This is a genomic window from Achromobacter pulmonis (assembly GCF_021733725.1).
In the GTDB taxonomy this organism is placed as follows: domain Bacteria; phylum Pseudomonadota; class Gammaproteobacteria; order Burkholderiales; family Burkholderiaceae_B; genus Achromobacter; species Achromobacter pulmonis.
Map to the genome: position 1 here is coordinate 3,345,960 of NZ_JAIFOT010000001.1, position 14,684 is coordinate 3,360,643.

At 67.6% G+C, this 14,684-nt stretch carries 12 protein-coding genes; 4 read left to right on the forward strand and 8 right to left on the reverse strand.

All coding sequences use genetic code 11. The features are described 5' to 3' along the window. The 5 genes from K2W61_RS15515 to K2W61_RS15535 all read right to left on the reverse strand — a co-directional run bounded on the left by K2W61_RS15515 (position 1) and on the right by K2W61_RS15535 (position 5,871). Positions 1 to 663: an LPS-assembly lipoprotein LptE gene (locus K2W61_RS15515; RefSeq protein WP_175135178.1), complete on the reverse strand. Its 663-nt coding sequence runs from the start codon at positions 661 to 663 to the stop codon at positions 1 to 3. 11 nt (positions 664 to 674) lie between these two features. Continuing rightward, on the reverse strand, positions 675 to 3,332 hold the full coding sequence (gene leuS / locus K2W61_RS15520; protein WP_175141852.1) for a leucine--tRNA ligase: 2,658 nt from the start codon (positions 3,330 to 3,332) through the stop codon (positions 675 to 677). Between the two features lie 86 nt (positions 3,333 to 3,418). After that, positions 3,419 to 4,633, reverse strand: coding sequence for an MFS transporter (locus K2W61_RS15525; RefSeq protein ID WP_236756002.1), 1,215 nt, complete (start codon positions 4,631 to 4,633; stop codon positions 3,419 to 3,421). Positions 4,634 to 4,683: 50 nt separating this feature from the next. Continuing rightward, positions 4,684 to 5,196, reverse strand: a complete 513-nt coding sequence (locus tag K2W61_RS15530; protein ID WP_236756003.1) for a MarR family winged helix-turn-helix transcriptional regulator — start codon at positions 5,194 to 5,196, stop codon at positions 4,684 to 4,686. A 201-nt stretch (positions 5,197 to 5,397) separates the two neighbouring features. Continuing rightward, the gene (locus K2W61_RS15535; RefSeq protein ID WP_175141854.1) at positions 5,398 to 5,871 is read right to left on the reverse strand and encodes an HU family DNA-binding protein; all 474 of its coding nucleotides are present in this window, start codon (positions 5,869 to 5,871) and stop codon (positions 5,398 to 5,400) included. 376 nt (positions 5,872 to 6,247) lie between these two features. Between K2W61_RS15535 and K2W61_RS15540 the strand changes: the two genes are divergently transcribed. From K2W61_RS15540 to K2W61_RS15555, 4 genes are all read left to right on the forward strand, one after another. After that, entirely contained in the window at positions 6,248 to 7,408 is a 1,161-nt protein-coding gene (locus K2W61_RS15540; protein ID WP_175135173.1) for a D-alanyl-D-alanine carboxypeptidase family protein, read from the forward strand. Between the two features lie 14 nt (positions 7,409 to 7,422). Then, a complete protein-coding gene (locus tag K2W61_RS15545; protein ID WP_175135172.1) occupies positions 7,423 to 7,971 on the forward strand; it encodes a hemerythrin domain-containing protein in 549 nt (182 codons plus the stop codon). Positions 7,972 to 8,068: 97 nt separating this feature from the next. Then, positions 8,069 to 8,941 carry a phosphonopyruvate hydrolase gene (locus K2W61_RS15550; RefSeq protein WP_175135171.1) on the forward strand — a complete coding sequence of 291 codons (873 nt, stop codon included), beginning with the start codon at positions 8,069 to 8,071 and terminating at the stop codon, positions 8,939 to 8,941. Between the two features lie 49 nt (positions 8,942 to 8,990). After that, complete coding sequence (locus K2W61_RS15555) at positions 8,991 to 10,775, forward strand: SulP family inorganic anion transporter (RefSeq protein WP_175135195.1); 1,785 nt, start codon at positions 8,991 to 8,993, stop codon at positions 10,773 to 10,775. A gap of 7 nt (positions 10,776 to 10,782) precedes the next feature. Here the strand turns inward: K2W61_RS15555 and K2W61_RS15560 are convergent, their stop codons facing one another. From K2W61_RS15560 to K2W61_RS15570, 3 genes are read right to left on the reverse strand one after another with little or no spacing between them, the layout of a single operon-like run. Beyond that, complete coding sequence (locus K2W61_RS15560) at positions 10,783 to 11,550, reverse strand: ABC transporter ATP-binding protein (protein WP_175135170.1); 768 nt, start codon at positions 11,548 to 11,550, stop codon at positions 10,783 to 10,785. Next, the gene (locus K2W61_RS15565; RefSeq protein ID WP_236756005.1) at positions 11,547 to 13,424 is read right to left on the reverse strand and encodes an ABC transporter permease; all 1,878 of its coding nucleotides are present in this window, start codon (positions 13,422 to 13,424) and stop codon (positions 11,547 to 11,549) included. Before K2W61_RS15565 ends, K2W61_RS15560 begins: the two co-directional genes overlap by 4 nt. Beyond that, positions 13,424 to 14,653 (reverse strand): ABC transporter substrate-binding protein, encoded by a 1,230-nt coding sequence (locus K2W61_RS15570; RefSeq protein ID WP_175135168.1) that lies wholly within the window; start codon positions 14,651 to 14,653, stop codon positions 13,424 to 13,426. The genes K2W61_RS15565 and K2W61_RS15570 overlap by 1 nt, the downstream gene beginning before the upstream one ends. Positions 14,654 to 14,684: the final 31 nt, after the last annotated feature.

Sequence of the window (14,684 nt, forward strand, 5' to 3'; positions counted from 1 at the left end):
TCAGCGGGTGTAGGCCGGGTCCGTGGTGGACGGCGTCTGCCACGGGGCCGGGGTGCTGTGCGGCATCGGCGCGGTCGGGTCGAACAGCGGGGTCTCGCCGTCCTCGCCCCGCTGCTCGCGGTTCTCGAATGCCTTGCGCACTTCCGGCGCGGTCATGCGGCGCAGCAGGCGCGAGACCAAGTCGCGTTGCATGGCGTTGTAGAGCGTTTCGATCTGCCCTTGCTTGGCCTGGACGATCTGGTCGTCGTACGGCATTTCGCGGTAGATCGACAGCGTGGTGTCCGGGATCAGGGCGCGGCCCTCGGCATCGATCAGGCGGAAGGTGTAGTTGATGCCGAGCTCGTATTCTTCCACCCGGCCCTGCGCGTTCAGCGAGACTTCGCGCAGCGTGCGCTCGTTGGAGACCTGCTGCAGGATGGCCTGCGCATCCTTGGGCACGGGCACCAGCTTGGTGTTCGGCGACGCCGCGCGCAGCGCGCGGCGCACGTCGGCGCCGAATTGGGTGTTGTCGGGAATGCCGATGTACAGGGTATCGAACGGCAGCGGCGTGACCCCACGCAGCGTGAAACCGCAGGCCGAGATCAGCATGAACAGCGCCAGGCAGGCGCCGCGCAGCAGCCAGGATTGGCGGGGGGATTGCGTTTGTTGCCCGGCGAAGTACATGCTTGACCTCATCAGCCTACGACGTTGACCAGTTTGCCCGGAACCACGATGACCCGCTTGGGCGGGCGGCCTTCCAGGTAGCGGGCGACTTCATCCTGGGCGGCGGCGAGCTTCTCGATGTCTTCCTTGGCGGCCTTGGCGGCGACGCGGATCGAGCCGCGCAGCTTGCCGTTGACCTGCAGCATCAGTTCGATTTCGTCCGCCACCAGCGCGGCTTCGTCGACGTGCGGCCACGGCGCGTCGAGCAGGTCGCCCAGCTCGTTTGCGTAGCCGAGGTCGCGCCACAGGTGCCAGGTGATGTGCGGCACCACCGGGTACAGCACGCGCAGCAGCACGCCCAGCGTTTCGGCGTAGGCGGCGTCGGCATGCGCGCCTTGCGCCAGCTTGGCGTCGTCGATGGCGTTGAGCATCTTCATGCATGCCGACACGACGGTGTTGTATTGGATGCGCTGGTAGTCGTAATCGGCTTGCTTGAGCAGGCTGTAGACCTCGCGGCGCAGGTCCTTGACGGCGGCGGGCGCATCGGTCCAGTCGGCGCCGGCGGCCAGGCCGCGGGCAACGGCGTCGCGTTGCGCATAGCTGATGGACCACAGGCGGCGTAGGAAGCGGTTCGAGCCTTCGACGCCGGAATCGGACCATTCGAGGGTCTGTTCGGGCGGGCTGGCGAACATGACGAACAGGCGGGCCGTGTCGGCGCCCAGCGTGTCGATCAGCGATTGCGGATCGACGCCGTTGTTCTTGGACTTGGACATCGTGCCCACGCCGCCATAGGTCACGTCGGAACCGTCGGCCTTGAGCTTGGCGCCAGTGATGGCGCCGCGCGCGTCATAGACGTTTTCGACTTCCTCGGGCCAGAAATACTCGATGCCGCCCTGGGCGTTCTTGCGCGAGTAGATGTGGTTCAGCACCATGCCCTGGCACAGCAGCTTGGTGAAGGGCTCGTCGAAGTTCAATAGGCCCATGTCGCGCATGACCTTGGTCCAGAAGCGCGCGTACAGCAGGTGCAGGACCGCGTGCTCGATGCCGCCGATGTACTGGTCCATCGGCATCCAGTAGTCATTGCGGGCATCGACCATGGCGTTGTCGTTGCCCGGCGAGGTGTAGCGCATGAAGTACCAGGACGAGTCCACGAAGGTGTCCATCGTGTCCGTCTCGCGGCGTGCCGGCTTGCCGCAGCTGGGGCAGGCGCACGACAGGAAGGCTTCATTCTTGGCCAGCGGGTTGCCGCTGCCGTCCGGGATCAGGTCGTCCGGCAGCACTACCGGCAGGTCCTTTTCGGGGACCGGCACCGGGCCGCAGTCCGGGCAATGGATGATGGGGATCGGGGTGCCCCAGTAGCGCTGGCGCGAGATGCCCCAGTCGCGCAGGCGCCAGGTGGTCTGCTTTTCGCCCAGGCCTTGCGCGCCCAGGTCGGCGGCAATGGCGTCCACGGCTTCCTTGTGCGACAGGCCGTCGTACTTGCCGGAGTTGACGGTGCGGCCGCTCTGCTTGTCGCCGTACCATTCCTGCCAGGCGTCGGTGGAATAGGCCTTGCCGGCCACATCCACGACCTGGCGGATCGGCAGGTTGTACTTCTTGGCGAAGGCGAAGTCGCGCTCGTCATGAGCGGGCACGCCCATCACGGCGCCGTCGCCGTAGGTCATGAGCACGTAGTTGCCGACCCAGACCTCGACCTGGTCGCCGGTGACCGGATGCGTCACGAACAGGCCGGTGGGCAGGCCTTCCTTTTCGCGCGTGGCCAGTTCGGCCTCGGTGGTGCCGCCCAGCTTGCATTGTTCGATGAAGGCGGCCAGCGCCGGGTTCGACTGCGCGGCGTGGGTCGCCAGGGGGTGTTCCGGCGCCACGGCGCAGAAGGTCACGCCCATGATGGTGTCGGCGCGGGTGGTGAAGACGTAGAGCTTGCCGTCCTGGATCAATTGGCCGTCCTGGCCGGCGATCTGGTGCGGGAAGGCGAAGCGCAGGCCCTCGGATTTGCCGATCCAGTTTTCCTGCATCAGGCGCACGCGCTCGGGCCAGCCGGGCAGGTCATTCTGCACCGCGCCCAGCAGTTCATCGGCGTAGTCGGTGATGCGCAGGTAGTAGCCGGGGATCTCGCGTTTTTCGACCGGCGCGCCGGAGCGCCAGCCGCGGCCGTCGATGACCTGTTCGTTGGCCAGCACGGTCTGGTCGACCGGGTCCCAGTTCACGACCTGGGTCTTGCGGTAGGCGACGCCCTTTTCGAGCATCTTCAGGAACAGCCACTGGTTCCACTTGTAGTACTCGGGGTCGCAGGCGCACATTTCGCGCGACCAGTCGATCGCCAGTCCCATCGCCTTCATCTGCTTCTTCATGTAGGCGATGTTGTCGTAGGTCCATTTGGCCGGCGGCACCTTGGACTTGATGGCGGCGTTCTCGGCCGGCATGCCGAAGGCGTCCCAGCCCATCGGCATCAGCACGTTGTAGCCCCGCATGCGCAGTTGGCGCGCCATCATGTCGTTGATGGTGTAGTTGCGCACGTGGCCCATGTGCAGCTTGCCGCTGGGATAAGGCAGCATCGAGCAGGCGTAGAACTTCGGCTTCTCGGAGCCGTCCGGGTTCTTCGCGTGTTCATGGACCAGATAGGCGTCGCGGGCCTGCCAGTCTTGGTGGGCGGCCGCTTCGACGGTAGTGGGGAGGTAACGTTCCTGCATGGGCTCGTGCGCGATGGCGAAAAATGGGTGAACCGCCCCCACGCGCCAGGCGCGGGGGCGGCCAAAACCCCTGATTATAGGAGGTGCTAGGCGCGGATAGGGGACGGGGCCATTTCCGGGATGCGGGCGCTGGCCGCCAGCATGCCGTAGGCCAGGGTCACGGCCCCCAGAACCGCGCCCGCGGTGACCACGCCGGGCCAGCCGTAATGCGAGTACAGCCAGGACGATACCAGTGATCCGGTGGCTCCGCCGATGAAGTAACTGGTCATGTAACCGGCCGTCAGGCGGCTGCGGGCCTCGGGCCGGGTGCGGTACAGCGAACTGGTGTTGGTGACGTGGACGCCCTGGATCGCCAGGTCCTGGATCAGGATGCCGGCCAGCAGTGCGATCACCGAGGCCTGGCCGAAGGCCATCAGCCCCCAGGAAGCGAGCAGCAGCAACAGGCCGATGCGGGTGGCCTGGTTGCCCAGGCCGCGGTCGGCCAGGCGTCCGAAACGGTTGGCGGCGTAGGCGCCGGCCGCGCCGGCCAGCCCGAACAGTCCGATGGTGGTGTTGTTGAACCCGTAGTCGGGGCCGGACAGCAGGAAGGTCAGCGGCGTCCACAGCATGCTGAAGGCGGCGAACAGCAGGCCGCCCAGTAGCGAACGGCCGCGCAGCAGCGGTTCTTCGGCGAACAGGCGGAAGATCGAGCCCAGCAGGCGCGGATAGCTCATGGCCGCCGGGCTCTTGTGGCGCGGCAATACCTTCCACAGGGCGCAAGACATGGCCAGCATCAGGATCGCCGCGACCCAGTAGACGGTGCGCCAACTGCCCAGGTCCGCCAGCACGCCGGCCGCGGTGCGGGCCAGCAGGATGCCCAGCAACAGGCCGCTCATGACCGTGCCGACCGCCTTGCCGCGCTCGTGCGGCGCCGCCAGGGTGGCCGCGAATGGCACCAGCACCTGCGCCACCACCGATAGCAGGCCGGTCACGGCCGTGCCCAGCATCAGCATCTGGATATTGGGGGCGAAGGCCGACAGCAGCAGGCCGCCCGAGGACAGCAGCGTCATCAGCACGATCAGGCCGCGCCGCTCGAACAGGTCGCCCAGCGGCACCAGCAGGATCAGGCCGAGCGCGTAACTCAGCTGCGCGATCATGACGATGCTGCCGGCGGTGGCGTTGGACAGGGAGAACTGCTGGCTGATGGTGTGCAGCAGCGGTTGCGCGTAATAGTTGCTGGCCACCGCCAGGCCGGTGGCCACGGACATCAGCAGGATGACGGGCGCGGTGAGCGGGGCGGTTTGGGCGGGTGTGGCGTTCATGCGGGTGTGGCGTTCATGTGAGGCAGGCGGATATTGCGGTGGGCAAAGGTTCAGGCGGCGATGCCGCCAGGCGTGTCCTGGTCGTGCGCCAGCAACAGCTTCTTCAACAGGCCGGCCATCTGGCGGCGTTCGGCGGCGTTCAGGGGATGCAGCAGCGTTTCGATTTCGCGCAGGTAGTCCTTGAGAACCAGCTTGATGACGCGCAAGCCCTCGGCGGTCAGGGCGACAATGACGCCGCGGCGATCCTCGGGGTTGGGCGCGCGTGTCAGCAGGCCGGCCTGCTCCAGGCGGTCCAGACGGTTGGTCATGGCGCCCGAAGTCAACAGCAGCGCGGCAACCAGTTTTTGCGGATTCAGGGCGTGTGGCGCACCGCTGCGGTACAGGGTCGCGAGCACGTCGAATTCGCCCTGATGCAGGTTGTGGCGCTTGAATGCGCGGCCGACGTCGCGCGCGGCGAAAGCGTGGAAGCGGAACACGCGGCTGAGCACGCTCATCGGCGAAGTGTCCAGGTTGGGGCATTCGTGCTCCCATTGCGCCAGCACGAGATCGACCAGATCGTCCATGATGTTTTTATATAAAGTATCTTTACGTAAAGATAAATTCTAGCAGGGCGGCCATCGATGCGGCAAGGCGCGTGATCGCCTGGGCAGATGCGCTGCGCCATGGGTCGGCCCGGACTGGCGCCGCAACAGCGAGGAAAAAAGAAAGGGCCCGCCCCTCGCGGGGCAGGCCCTTTCCGGTTTGACCGGAAGATCCGTGCGGAATTACTGCGCGGCGTCCTTCAGCTTCTTGAGCGGGCGAACCTTCACCTTGACCGAAGCCGGCTTGGCGGGGAACCAGCGCTCTTCACCGGTGAACGGATCCTTGCCGAAGCGCTTGGCCTTGGCGGGGACCTTCTGCACGGCAACCTTGAACAGGCCGGGCAGCGTGAATTCGCCGGCGCCCTTCTTGTCCACGGAGCTCAGCACCGAGGTTTCCAGGCTGGCCAGGACGGCCTTGACTGCCTTGGCTTCGACGCCGGACTGTTCGACGATGTAGGCGATCAGTTGGGTCTTGTTCAGCGCGGCCTTGATGGCCTTGGGGGCGGCGACCTTCTTGGCGGCGACGACCTTCTTGGCAGCGACGACCTTCTTGGCAGCCGGCTTCACGGCGGGCTTGGCGGCGGTAGCCTTCTTTGCGGGCGCCTTGGCGGCGGGCTTGGTGACTTTCTTGGCAGGAGCTTTAGCTTTCGTGGCCATGGTCAAAATCCGTATGTTGAGGACATGTGGCAGCGCGCGCGCCGGGTATCGGCGTTTAACACTACGCGCCCGATGATAGCGGAAGAGTGGCCGTTGTAGCCGCTTTCGCAAGGCCTTTCGCGCAATCTTTGTTGTTTTCCAGGCAGAAAAACCCTTTCTACAAGGGGTTTTGCAAAATGCGGTGACAATCGCTGCGATTTTTTCAGCGCCGCGCGCCGCGCGCAAAGTGCTTGCCCAATGGGGTTTTGAACCATCCGCGGCCAACGTGTTCCAATGCTTCGCGCCGCGCGACGGCGCGCGGCGCGGACGGCCTTGCGGCAGCCTGCGTGCGTTGCCGGCGCGCCATTCCTACCCTGCATGGAAGTGAATCCCTCATATGTTGATGAAGAAGTTGGCGGCGAGCCTGCTCGTTGCGACCGCATGTATCTCAGGCGCCATGGCGCAATCCATGCCCCGGCCGGCGCTGTCCGCCAAGGCCTGGCTGCTGCTCGATGAAACCAGCGGACAGGTGATCGCGTCGCACGCGGCCAGCGCCCGGATCGAGCCGGCCTCCCTCACCAAGATCATGACGGCGTACGTGGTGTTCGGCGCCATCCACAACAAAGAGTTGTCGCCGGAGCAGAAGGTGACGATCTCGACGCGCGCCTGGAAGGTGCCGCCCGGCAGTTCCAAGATGTTCCTGGAGCCGGGCTCGAAGGTGTCGGTGGACCAGTTGCTGCGCGGCCTCATGATTCAGTCGGGCAATGATGCCGCGATCGCGCTGGCCGAAGCGGTGTCGGGCAGTGTCGAGGCGTTCGTGGCGCGCATGAACGACACCGCGGCGCAACTGGGCCTGCACGGCACGCATTTCGCCAGCCCCCACGGCCTGCCGGACCCGGGCACGTATTCCACGGTCAGCGACCTGTCGATCCTGGCCACGCGCTTCATCCGCGATTACCCCGAGCTGTACAAGACCTACGATTCGGCCAAGACCTACACCTATAACAACATCACGCAGCCCAACCGCAACCGGCTGCTGTGGCTCGATCCCAGCGTCGATGGCCTCAAGACCGGCCATACCGACGCGGCCGGGTATTGCATCGTGGCGACCGCGCACCGGCCCAACGGCAAGGAGCAGCGGCGCCTGATCACGGTGGTGGTGGGCACGGCTTCGGACAAGCTGCGCACTCAGGAAAGCCGCGAGTTGCTGGAATGGGGGTTCCAGGGGTTCAATACCATCAAGCTGTATGCCAAGGGCCAGGCGGTGGCTACGCCCGAGGTCTGGAAGGGCCAGGCCGATACGCTCAAGGCCGGCTTCGCGCGGGACGCCTACGTCACCGTGCCGGCCGGCGCCAAGGTCGAGCCGGTATGGGCGCCGCGGGACCCGCTGGTGGCGCCGATCGCGGCCCAGTCTCCGGTCGGCTCGCTGCGCGTGATGGTCGACGGCAAGCCCGCCATGCAGTTTCCGGTGGTGGCGCTTGAACCGGTGGCCGAGGCCGGCCTGGCCGGCCGCGCCTGGGATTCGATTCGCCTGTGGTGGCGCGGCCACTCAGGCTGAGTGAGAGGTGTGCCATGGCAGTGAGTTTTCCCGGCGGCCCGGCGGCGGCGCCGACCCCCGATGATCCGCTGGGCCTGCTGTCGGCCTGCCATGGCCGCATTGCGCGCCAGTGCGAGACGTTGCGGCGGCTGGCCGTGCACCTGCCGGCGCATGGCAGCGACGAGGCGGCCCAGGTCGCGGCCGCGGCCGTCATGCGCTATTTCCAGACTGCCGCGCAGCACCACCATGAGGACGAGGAAGAGGACTTGTTCCCGGCCCTGATCGAAGCCATGGCCGGCTCGGACGCGGTCTGCCTGCATGCATTGGTGGACGGCCTGGTGGCCGACCATGAACGCCTGGCGGCGCTGTGGGCGCCGCTGCGGCAGATACTGGAAGCGGTTGCCGCGGGTCATCCCGCCGAATTGCCGGCGGCGCAGGTGGAGGCATTCGCGATCGCCTATGCCGAGCATATCCGGCGCGAAGAAGACGAACTGTTGCCGCTGGCCGCGCGCCTGGTTTCCGACGACGCGCTGGCTTTGATCAGCCGGGCGATGAAGGCGCGGCGCGGCGGCGGCGCGGGCTGAGCGGCGCATTGCCGTCCCGCGGACCGGGCGCGGCGCTTTTTCGTGTTAAATGGTCCCTGCCGGCGCCTTTCGCGCCGGGTTAACAGGCCGCCACGCCATGCCCCGCCACACACGTTTTCGCCAGCAGTTGCAGCACGCTACCCTGATGCACGCCATGTCGGCGCACAATCCGCTGTCCGCCAAATTGGCGGCCGAGGCAGGGTTCGATGCGATCTGGGGCAGCGGTTTCGAGCTGTCGGCCAGCTATGCCGTGCCGGACGCCAACATCCTGTCGGCGGGCCTGCACCTGGAGATGATGCGGGCCATCGCGGCGGCCGTTGATGTGCCGGTCATCGCCGATATCGACACGGGTTTCGGCAATGCCATCAATGTCGCGTACAGCGTGCCGCAATACGAGGCGGCGGGCGTGTCGGCGGTGGTGATGGAAGACAAGACCTTTCCCAAGGACACCAGCCTGCGCGCCGGCGGCCGCCAGGAACTGGTGCGCGTGGCCGAGTTCCAGGGCAAGATCGAGGCGGCCTGCGCCGCGCGGCGCGATCCGGATTTCTGCGTCATCGCCCGTACCGAGGCGTTGATCGCGGGACTCGGCCAAGCCGAGGCGCTGGCGCGCGCGGCCGCCTACGAGGCCGCCGGCGCCGACGCCATCCTGATCCATTCCAAGCAGAACACGCCGGATGAGGTGCTGGCCTTCATCGCGGCCTGGTCCGGCCGCGTGCCGCTGGTGTTGGTGCCGACCGCGTACCCGCAGTTGCGCGAGGCCGATATCCAGGCCCTGGGCAAGGTGGGGCTGGTGATCTACGGCAACCACGCGATCCGCGCCGCCGTGGGGGCGATGCGCGAGGTCTTTGCCCGCATCCGCGCCGACGGCGGCATCCATGGCGTGGATGCCGGCCTGCCCACGGTGCGCGATATCATCGGCCTGCAGGGCGACGCGGGCATGCGCGAACTGGAGCGCAAATTCCTGCGCTGAGCGTGTCCGGGGCATCGAAAAGAACAAAAGCACACAAGGACGGGGAATGATGGCGGCGGGACGCAGGCAGTGGCTGGTGCGGGTGTTTGGCGATTGGGTGCCGGAAGTCGGTCCCGCGACCCTGCGCGCCGATCTGGCCGCGGGGCTGCTAGGAGCCCTGCTGGTGCTGCCGCAGGGCGTGGCGTTCGCCACGCTGGCCGGCCTGCCGGCGCAGTACGGCCTGTATTCCGCCATCGTGCCCTGTATCGTGGCGGCGCTGTTCGGCTCCAGCCGCCACGTCATGTCCGGCCCCACCAATGCCAATTCGCTGGCGCTGTTCGCGGTGCTGACGCCGCTGGCGGTGGCGGGCAGCCCGGGCTATATCGAGCTGGCCCTGGCGGTGACGGTGCTGGTCGGATTGATGCAGTGGCTGGTGGGCGCCTTGCGCCTGGGATCGTTGGCGCATTTCATCTCGCCCTCGGCGCTGTTCGGCTTCACCAGCGGCGCCGCCCTGCTGATCGCCGTCCATGCCTTGAAAGATGCGCTCGGATTGCCGGCGCCCGCCTCGCACGGCGCGGGCGCCTTGCTGGCCAGCCTGGCGGCCAACCTGGATCAGGTGCAAGGGGGCGCGCTGCTGGTGACCACGGTGACGATCGCGGTGGCGCTGCTGCTCAAGCGGCTGGACAAACGCAAGCCCTACATGCTGGCGGGCCTGGCCGCGGGGACACTGGCCGCCGCCGTGTTCAATGCCATGGCGCCGCGGTTCGGCGCCGCCGCCGTGCCGGCGCTGGGCGACCTGGCGCAGCCATGGCCGCCATTCCATATCCCCCGGGTCGATTGGCGCGCCTTGCCGGATCTGCTCAGCCTCGCCTTTGCGTTGACCATCGTGGCGCTGGCGCAGTCCATTTCGATCGCCAAGGCGGTGGCCACGCGCTCGGGCCAGCGTATCGACGCCAACCGGGAATTCGTCGGGCAGGGGCTGTCCAATGTGGTGGGCGGCTTGTTTTCCTGTTATCTGTCCTGTGGTTCGCTGAACCGCTCCATGCCCAATTACGAGGCGGGGGCGAAGACGCCGCTGGCGGCGGTGTTCTCGGCGTTGCTGCTGATGCTGCTGGTGGCGCTGAGCGGTCCGCTGCTGGCGCGGATTCCGCACGCCGCCATTGCCGGCTTGCTGCTGCTGGTGGCGTGGACCTTGCTGGATGCGCCGCGCTGGCGCCAATTGTTCCGCAGCCAGCGGGCCGAAACCGTCATCGCCGCCGCCACATTGGCGGCCACCGTGACCATCCGCATGGAAGTGGCGATCCTGCTGGGCACCTTGCTGTCGCTGATGGCCTACCTGCATCGCACCTCGCGGCCGGCGATGCGCACCATGGGTTTTGATTCGCGCGGAATGGGACGCCGCTTCGTGGTGCTGGAGCAGCAGCCCGACGCGCTGCCGGAATGTCCCCAGCTCAAGCTGCTGCGCATGGAAGGCTCGGTTTATTTCGGCGCCGCCGCGCACGTGGCGCAGCGCCTGCAGGCGCTGCGCGCGGCGCCCGATGCGCCGCGTCATCTGCTGGTGATGGCCAAGAGCATGAACTTCATCGACCTGGCCGGCGCCCAGGTCTGGGAGGATGAGCTGGCCGCGCGCCGCGCGATGGGGGGCGACCTGTATTTCCATCGGCCGCGGCCGGAAGTGCTGGCAATGTGGCGCCGCACCGGTTTCCTGGAGCGGCTGGGCGAGGACCACGTGTTTCCAGACAAGGCGACGGCGTTGCACACCATCTACGCCCGCCTGGATCGCGGCATCTGCGCCGGCTGTCGCGCCAAGGTGTTCCGGGAATGCCAGCCGGACAGCCCGCAGGCCGGTGGCTGAGCGTTGTTCAGGCTGGTGGCGCCTCGCTGCCGAGATAGGCCGCCTTGACGCGCGGATCGGCCGCGATGCGGTCGGGCGGCCCTTCGGCCAGCAGGCTGCCGCGCACCAGGACCGCGATGCGGTCGGCGTGCCTGAAAACGACATCCAGGCTGTGCTCGGTGAACAGTACCGCCATGCGTTGGGTATCGGCCAGTTCGCGGGTCAGGCGCATGAGCGCGTGGCGTTCGTTGGTGGCCATGCCGGCGGTGGGTTCGTCCATCAGCAGCAATCGGGGCCGATGCGCCAGTGCCATCGCCAGTTCCACCCGCTTGACCTCGCCATAGGCCAGCGCGCCGCAATGGGCGCCGGCCTGGCCGGCCAGATGCACCTGTTCCAGTAGCGCCAGCGCCTCGTCGGGGCGGTGCGAGGCGGCGCGGCGCCAAGGCCGCAACAGCAGGCGATCGCGCGAGAGCAACGCCGTCTGCACGTTTTCCAGCACCGTCATCGAGCGGAACGTGGCGGCGGTCTGGAACGTGCGTCCCACGCCGAGGCGGCAGATGGCGCTGGGCGCTCGGCCGACCAGTTCCTGTCCGTCCAGCCGGACTGAGCCGGCGTCGGGGCGCAATTGTCCGCCCAGCACGTTAAAGCAGGTGGACTTGCCGGCGCCGTTCGGGCCGATCAATGCCAGCATGTGGCCGGCTTCCAACTGGAACGAGATATCCGCCAGCGCGTCGATGCCGCCGAAGGCTTTGCGCAGTCCCTGGACCCGCAGCAAGGGGGAGGCGGCGGCCGTCATGGGTGTTTGCGCCGCAATTGCGCGGCCGCGCCCGCCAGGCCGGCGGGAAACAGCATGACCAGCGCCAGGATCGCCAGGCCCAGCACCGCGTGCCAGTACTCGGTGCCGCGGGCCGCGGTGTCCTGCAGCCAGGTATAGGCGGCCGCGCCCACCAGCGGGCCGGCCAGGGTTTGCAGGCCGCCCAGCAGCACCATCACCAGGCCGTCGACCGAGCGGCTGACAGCGAGCACATCGGGGGCGATGCTGCCTTTCGAAAAGGCGTACAGCGATCCGGCCATGCCGGCCGTCAGCGACGCCGCGACGAAGCCGGCCCACTGGATGCGGCGCGTATCCATTCCCAGCGCCTCGGCCCGCAAGGACGAATCGCGCGCGCCGCGCAGTGCGTAGCCCAGCGGTGAGAATGCCAGGCGCCGCAACCAGGCGATGCCGAGGGCGCACAGGACCAGTGTCAAGTAGTAGAACCAGGGGCCGCGCGCCAGCCAGGTGGACGGCCACAGTCCGATCAGGCCGTTGCTGCCGCCGGTCACGTCATCCCATTGATACACCAGCGCCCACAGGATCTGCGCCACCGCCAGGGTCAGCATCGCCAGGTACACGCCGGACAGGCGCACGCAGAACCAGCCGAACACCGCGGCGCCGAACATGGCGGCGAACGGTCCCAGCAGCAACGCCGCTTCCATCGGCAGCGCCGCCAGTTTCAGCAGCAAGGCGGCGCCATAGGCGCCCAGGCCGAACCAGGCGGCATGGCCGAATGTAGTCATGCCCGCCAGGCCGGTCAGGAAATGCAGGCTGGCGGCGAACAGGGCGGCGATCAGGATCTCGATCAGCAGGATGCCCAGGTATGGCGCGTGCATGGCGGCCAGGGGCGCCAAGGCCAGCAGGGCCAGCAGTCCGCCGTAGGCGCGCCGCAGGCCCGGGCCGGCGGGGGCCAGGGGGCGCTCGGCTGCCAGCGCCTGCGACGAGGGCGCCGGTGGCTTTCCCAGCAGGCCCCAGGGGCGCGCCACCAGCACCACCGCCATGACGGCGAATTCGGCCAACAAGGTCAGTTTCGACAGATTGAATTCCCAGGGGCCGATGTGCACCTGGCCGACGAAGACGAACAGCGCCTTGACGCCGCAGATCAGCAGGGCCGCGAGGAAGGCGCCGGGGATGGAGCCCAGGCCGCCGACCACCACCACGACGAAGGCGCTGGCGATGATTTCCAGGTCGAGTCCGAGCGTGGCCGGCACGCGCGGCGCGGCCAGCGCGCCGCCCAGCCCGGCCAGGAAGGCGCCCAGGGTGAAGGCCGAGGTGAACAGCCAGGCCTGGTTCACGCCCAGCGCGGCCAGCATGTCTCGGTTCTCGGCGGCGGCGCGCAGCAGGCGGCCCCAGCGCGTGCGCATCAGCAGCAGCCACAGCAGTCCCAGCACCAGCGGGCCGGCGGCGATCAGCAGCAGGTCGTATTGCGGAAAGCGCCGGCCCAGGATTTCGACCGCGCCCGACAGGCCCGGCGCGCGCGCCGCGAACAGGTCTTCCGGACCCCAGAAGGCCAGCACCGCATCGCCGATGATCAGCACCAGCGCGAAGGTCGCCAGCAACTGGAACAGTTCCGGCGCGCGGTACAGGCGCTTGAGGACCAGCAGTTCGGCGGCGGCGCCGATCAGGCCGGTGGCCAGCGCCGCCAGCAGCAGTCCGGCCCAATAGCCAGGGCCGTCGCCGAAATACCGGGTAAAGCTCCAGGCCAGGTAGATACCCAACATGTAGAACGAGCCGTGGGCGAAGTTCACCACCCGCGTGACGCCGAAAATCAGCGACAGGCCCGCCGCCACCAGGAACAGCGCGCTGGCGTCGGCCAAGCCGTTGAGCAGTTGCGACAGCAGCCCGGACAGGCTCATCAGTGCGGACGCATCTTGCGCACTTGCTCGTCGGGCGGCTGCAGGCGCGCGCCGTCGATGTAGGCGAAGTCCTTCATGACGCCCTTGCCGTCCTCGACCGCGGTGATGCCGATGTACACGCCCATGGTCGACTGGTGGTCGATCTTGCGGTACTGGATCGGCCCGTAGGGCGTGTCCACTTTCAACCCGCCAAAGGCATCGATCAGCTTGTCGGTATCGACCTCTCCGGCTGCTTTCAGGCCCTGGGCGAGCGACATCAGCGAGGCGTAGCCGACCACCGAGCCGACCTTGGGCGTCTCGTTGTAGCGCTTGCGGTAGGCTTCGACGAAGGTCTTGTTGGCCGGCGTGTCGATGGCGTACCAGGGGTAGCCGGTGACGATCCAGCCAGTGGGCGTGTCGGCGCCCAGCGGCTCGAGGTATTCCGGTTCGCCGGACAGCACCGAGACCACGGCGCGGTTCTCGAACAGTCCGCGGGTGTTGCCTTCGCGCACGAAGCGCGTCAAGTCGGCGGCGAACAGCACGTTGAAGATGGCGTCCGGCTTGGCGTCCGCCAATGCCTGCACGACCGCGCCGGCGTCCACCTTGCCCAGCGGCACCGCCTGTTCGGCGACGAATTCCACATCGGACTGGAATGACTTCATCATGGCCTTGAAGGTGGCCACGGCGGACTGCCCGTATTCGTAGTTGGGATAGACGATGGCCCAGCGCTTTTTGCGCAGCGCCAGCGCCTTGGGCGCCAGGGCGGCCACGTGCATCCAGGTGGAAGGGCGCAGGCGCCAGGTGTAGCGGTTGCCTTCCTGCCAGGTGATCTTGTCGGTCAAGGGCTCGGCGGCCAGGAAGAACACCTGCTGCTGCTTGGCGAAGTCGGTCAGCGCCAGGCCGGTGTTGGACAGGAAGCCGCCGAACAACAGGTCCACTTTCTCGCGGGCCAGTAGTTCCTGCGCGGCCCGTACGGCGTCGCCGGGGTTGCCGTTGTCATCGCGCGAGAACACTTCCAGCTTGCGGCCCAGGACGCCGCCCGAGCCGTTGATTTCCTCCAGCGCCAGTTGCCAGCCTTTCTTGTATGGACCCAGGAAGGCGGGAATGGCCTTGTAGCTGTTGATTTCGCCGATGCGGATCGGCGGTTGCTTGTCCGGAGTGTCTTTGGCGAATGCGGCGGGGGTCAGCGCCAGGGCCAGGAGCGCGGGGGCGAGCGCGCGGCGCAGCAGGGGCAGGCAGGCAGGGAACATGGGCGGATATCGCAGGCAGGAGCGGCCGGTC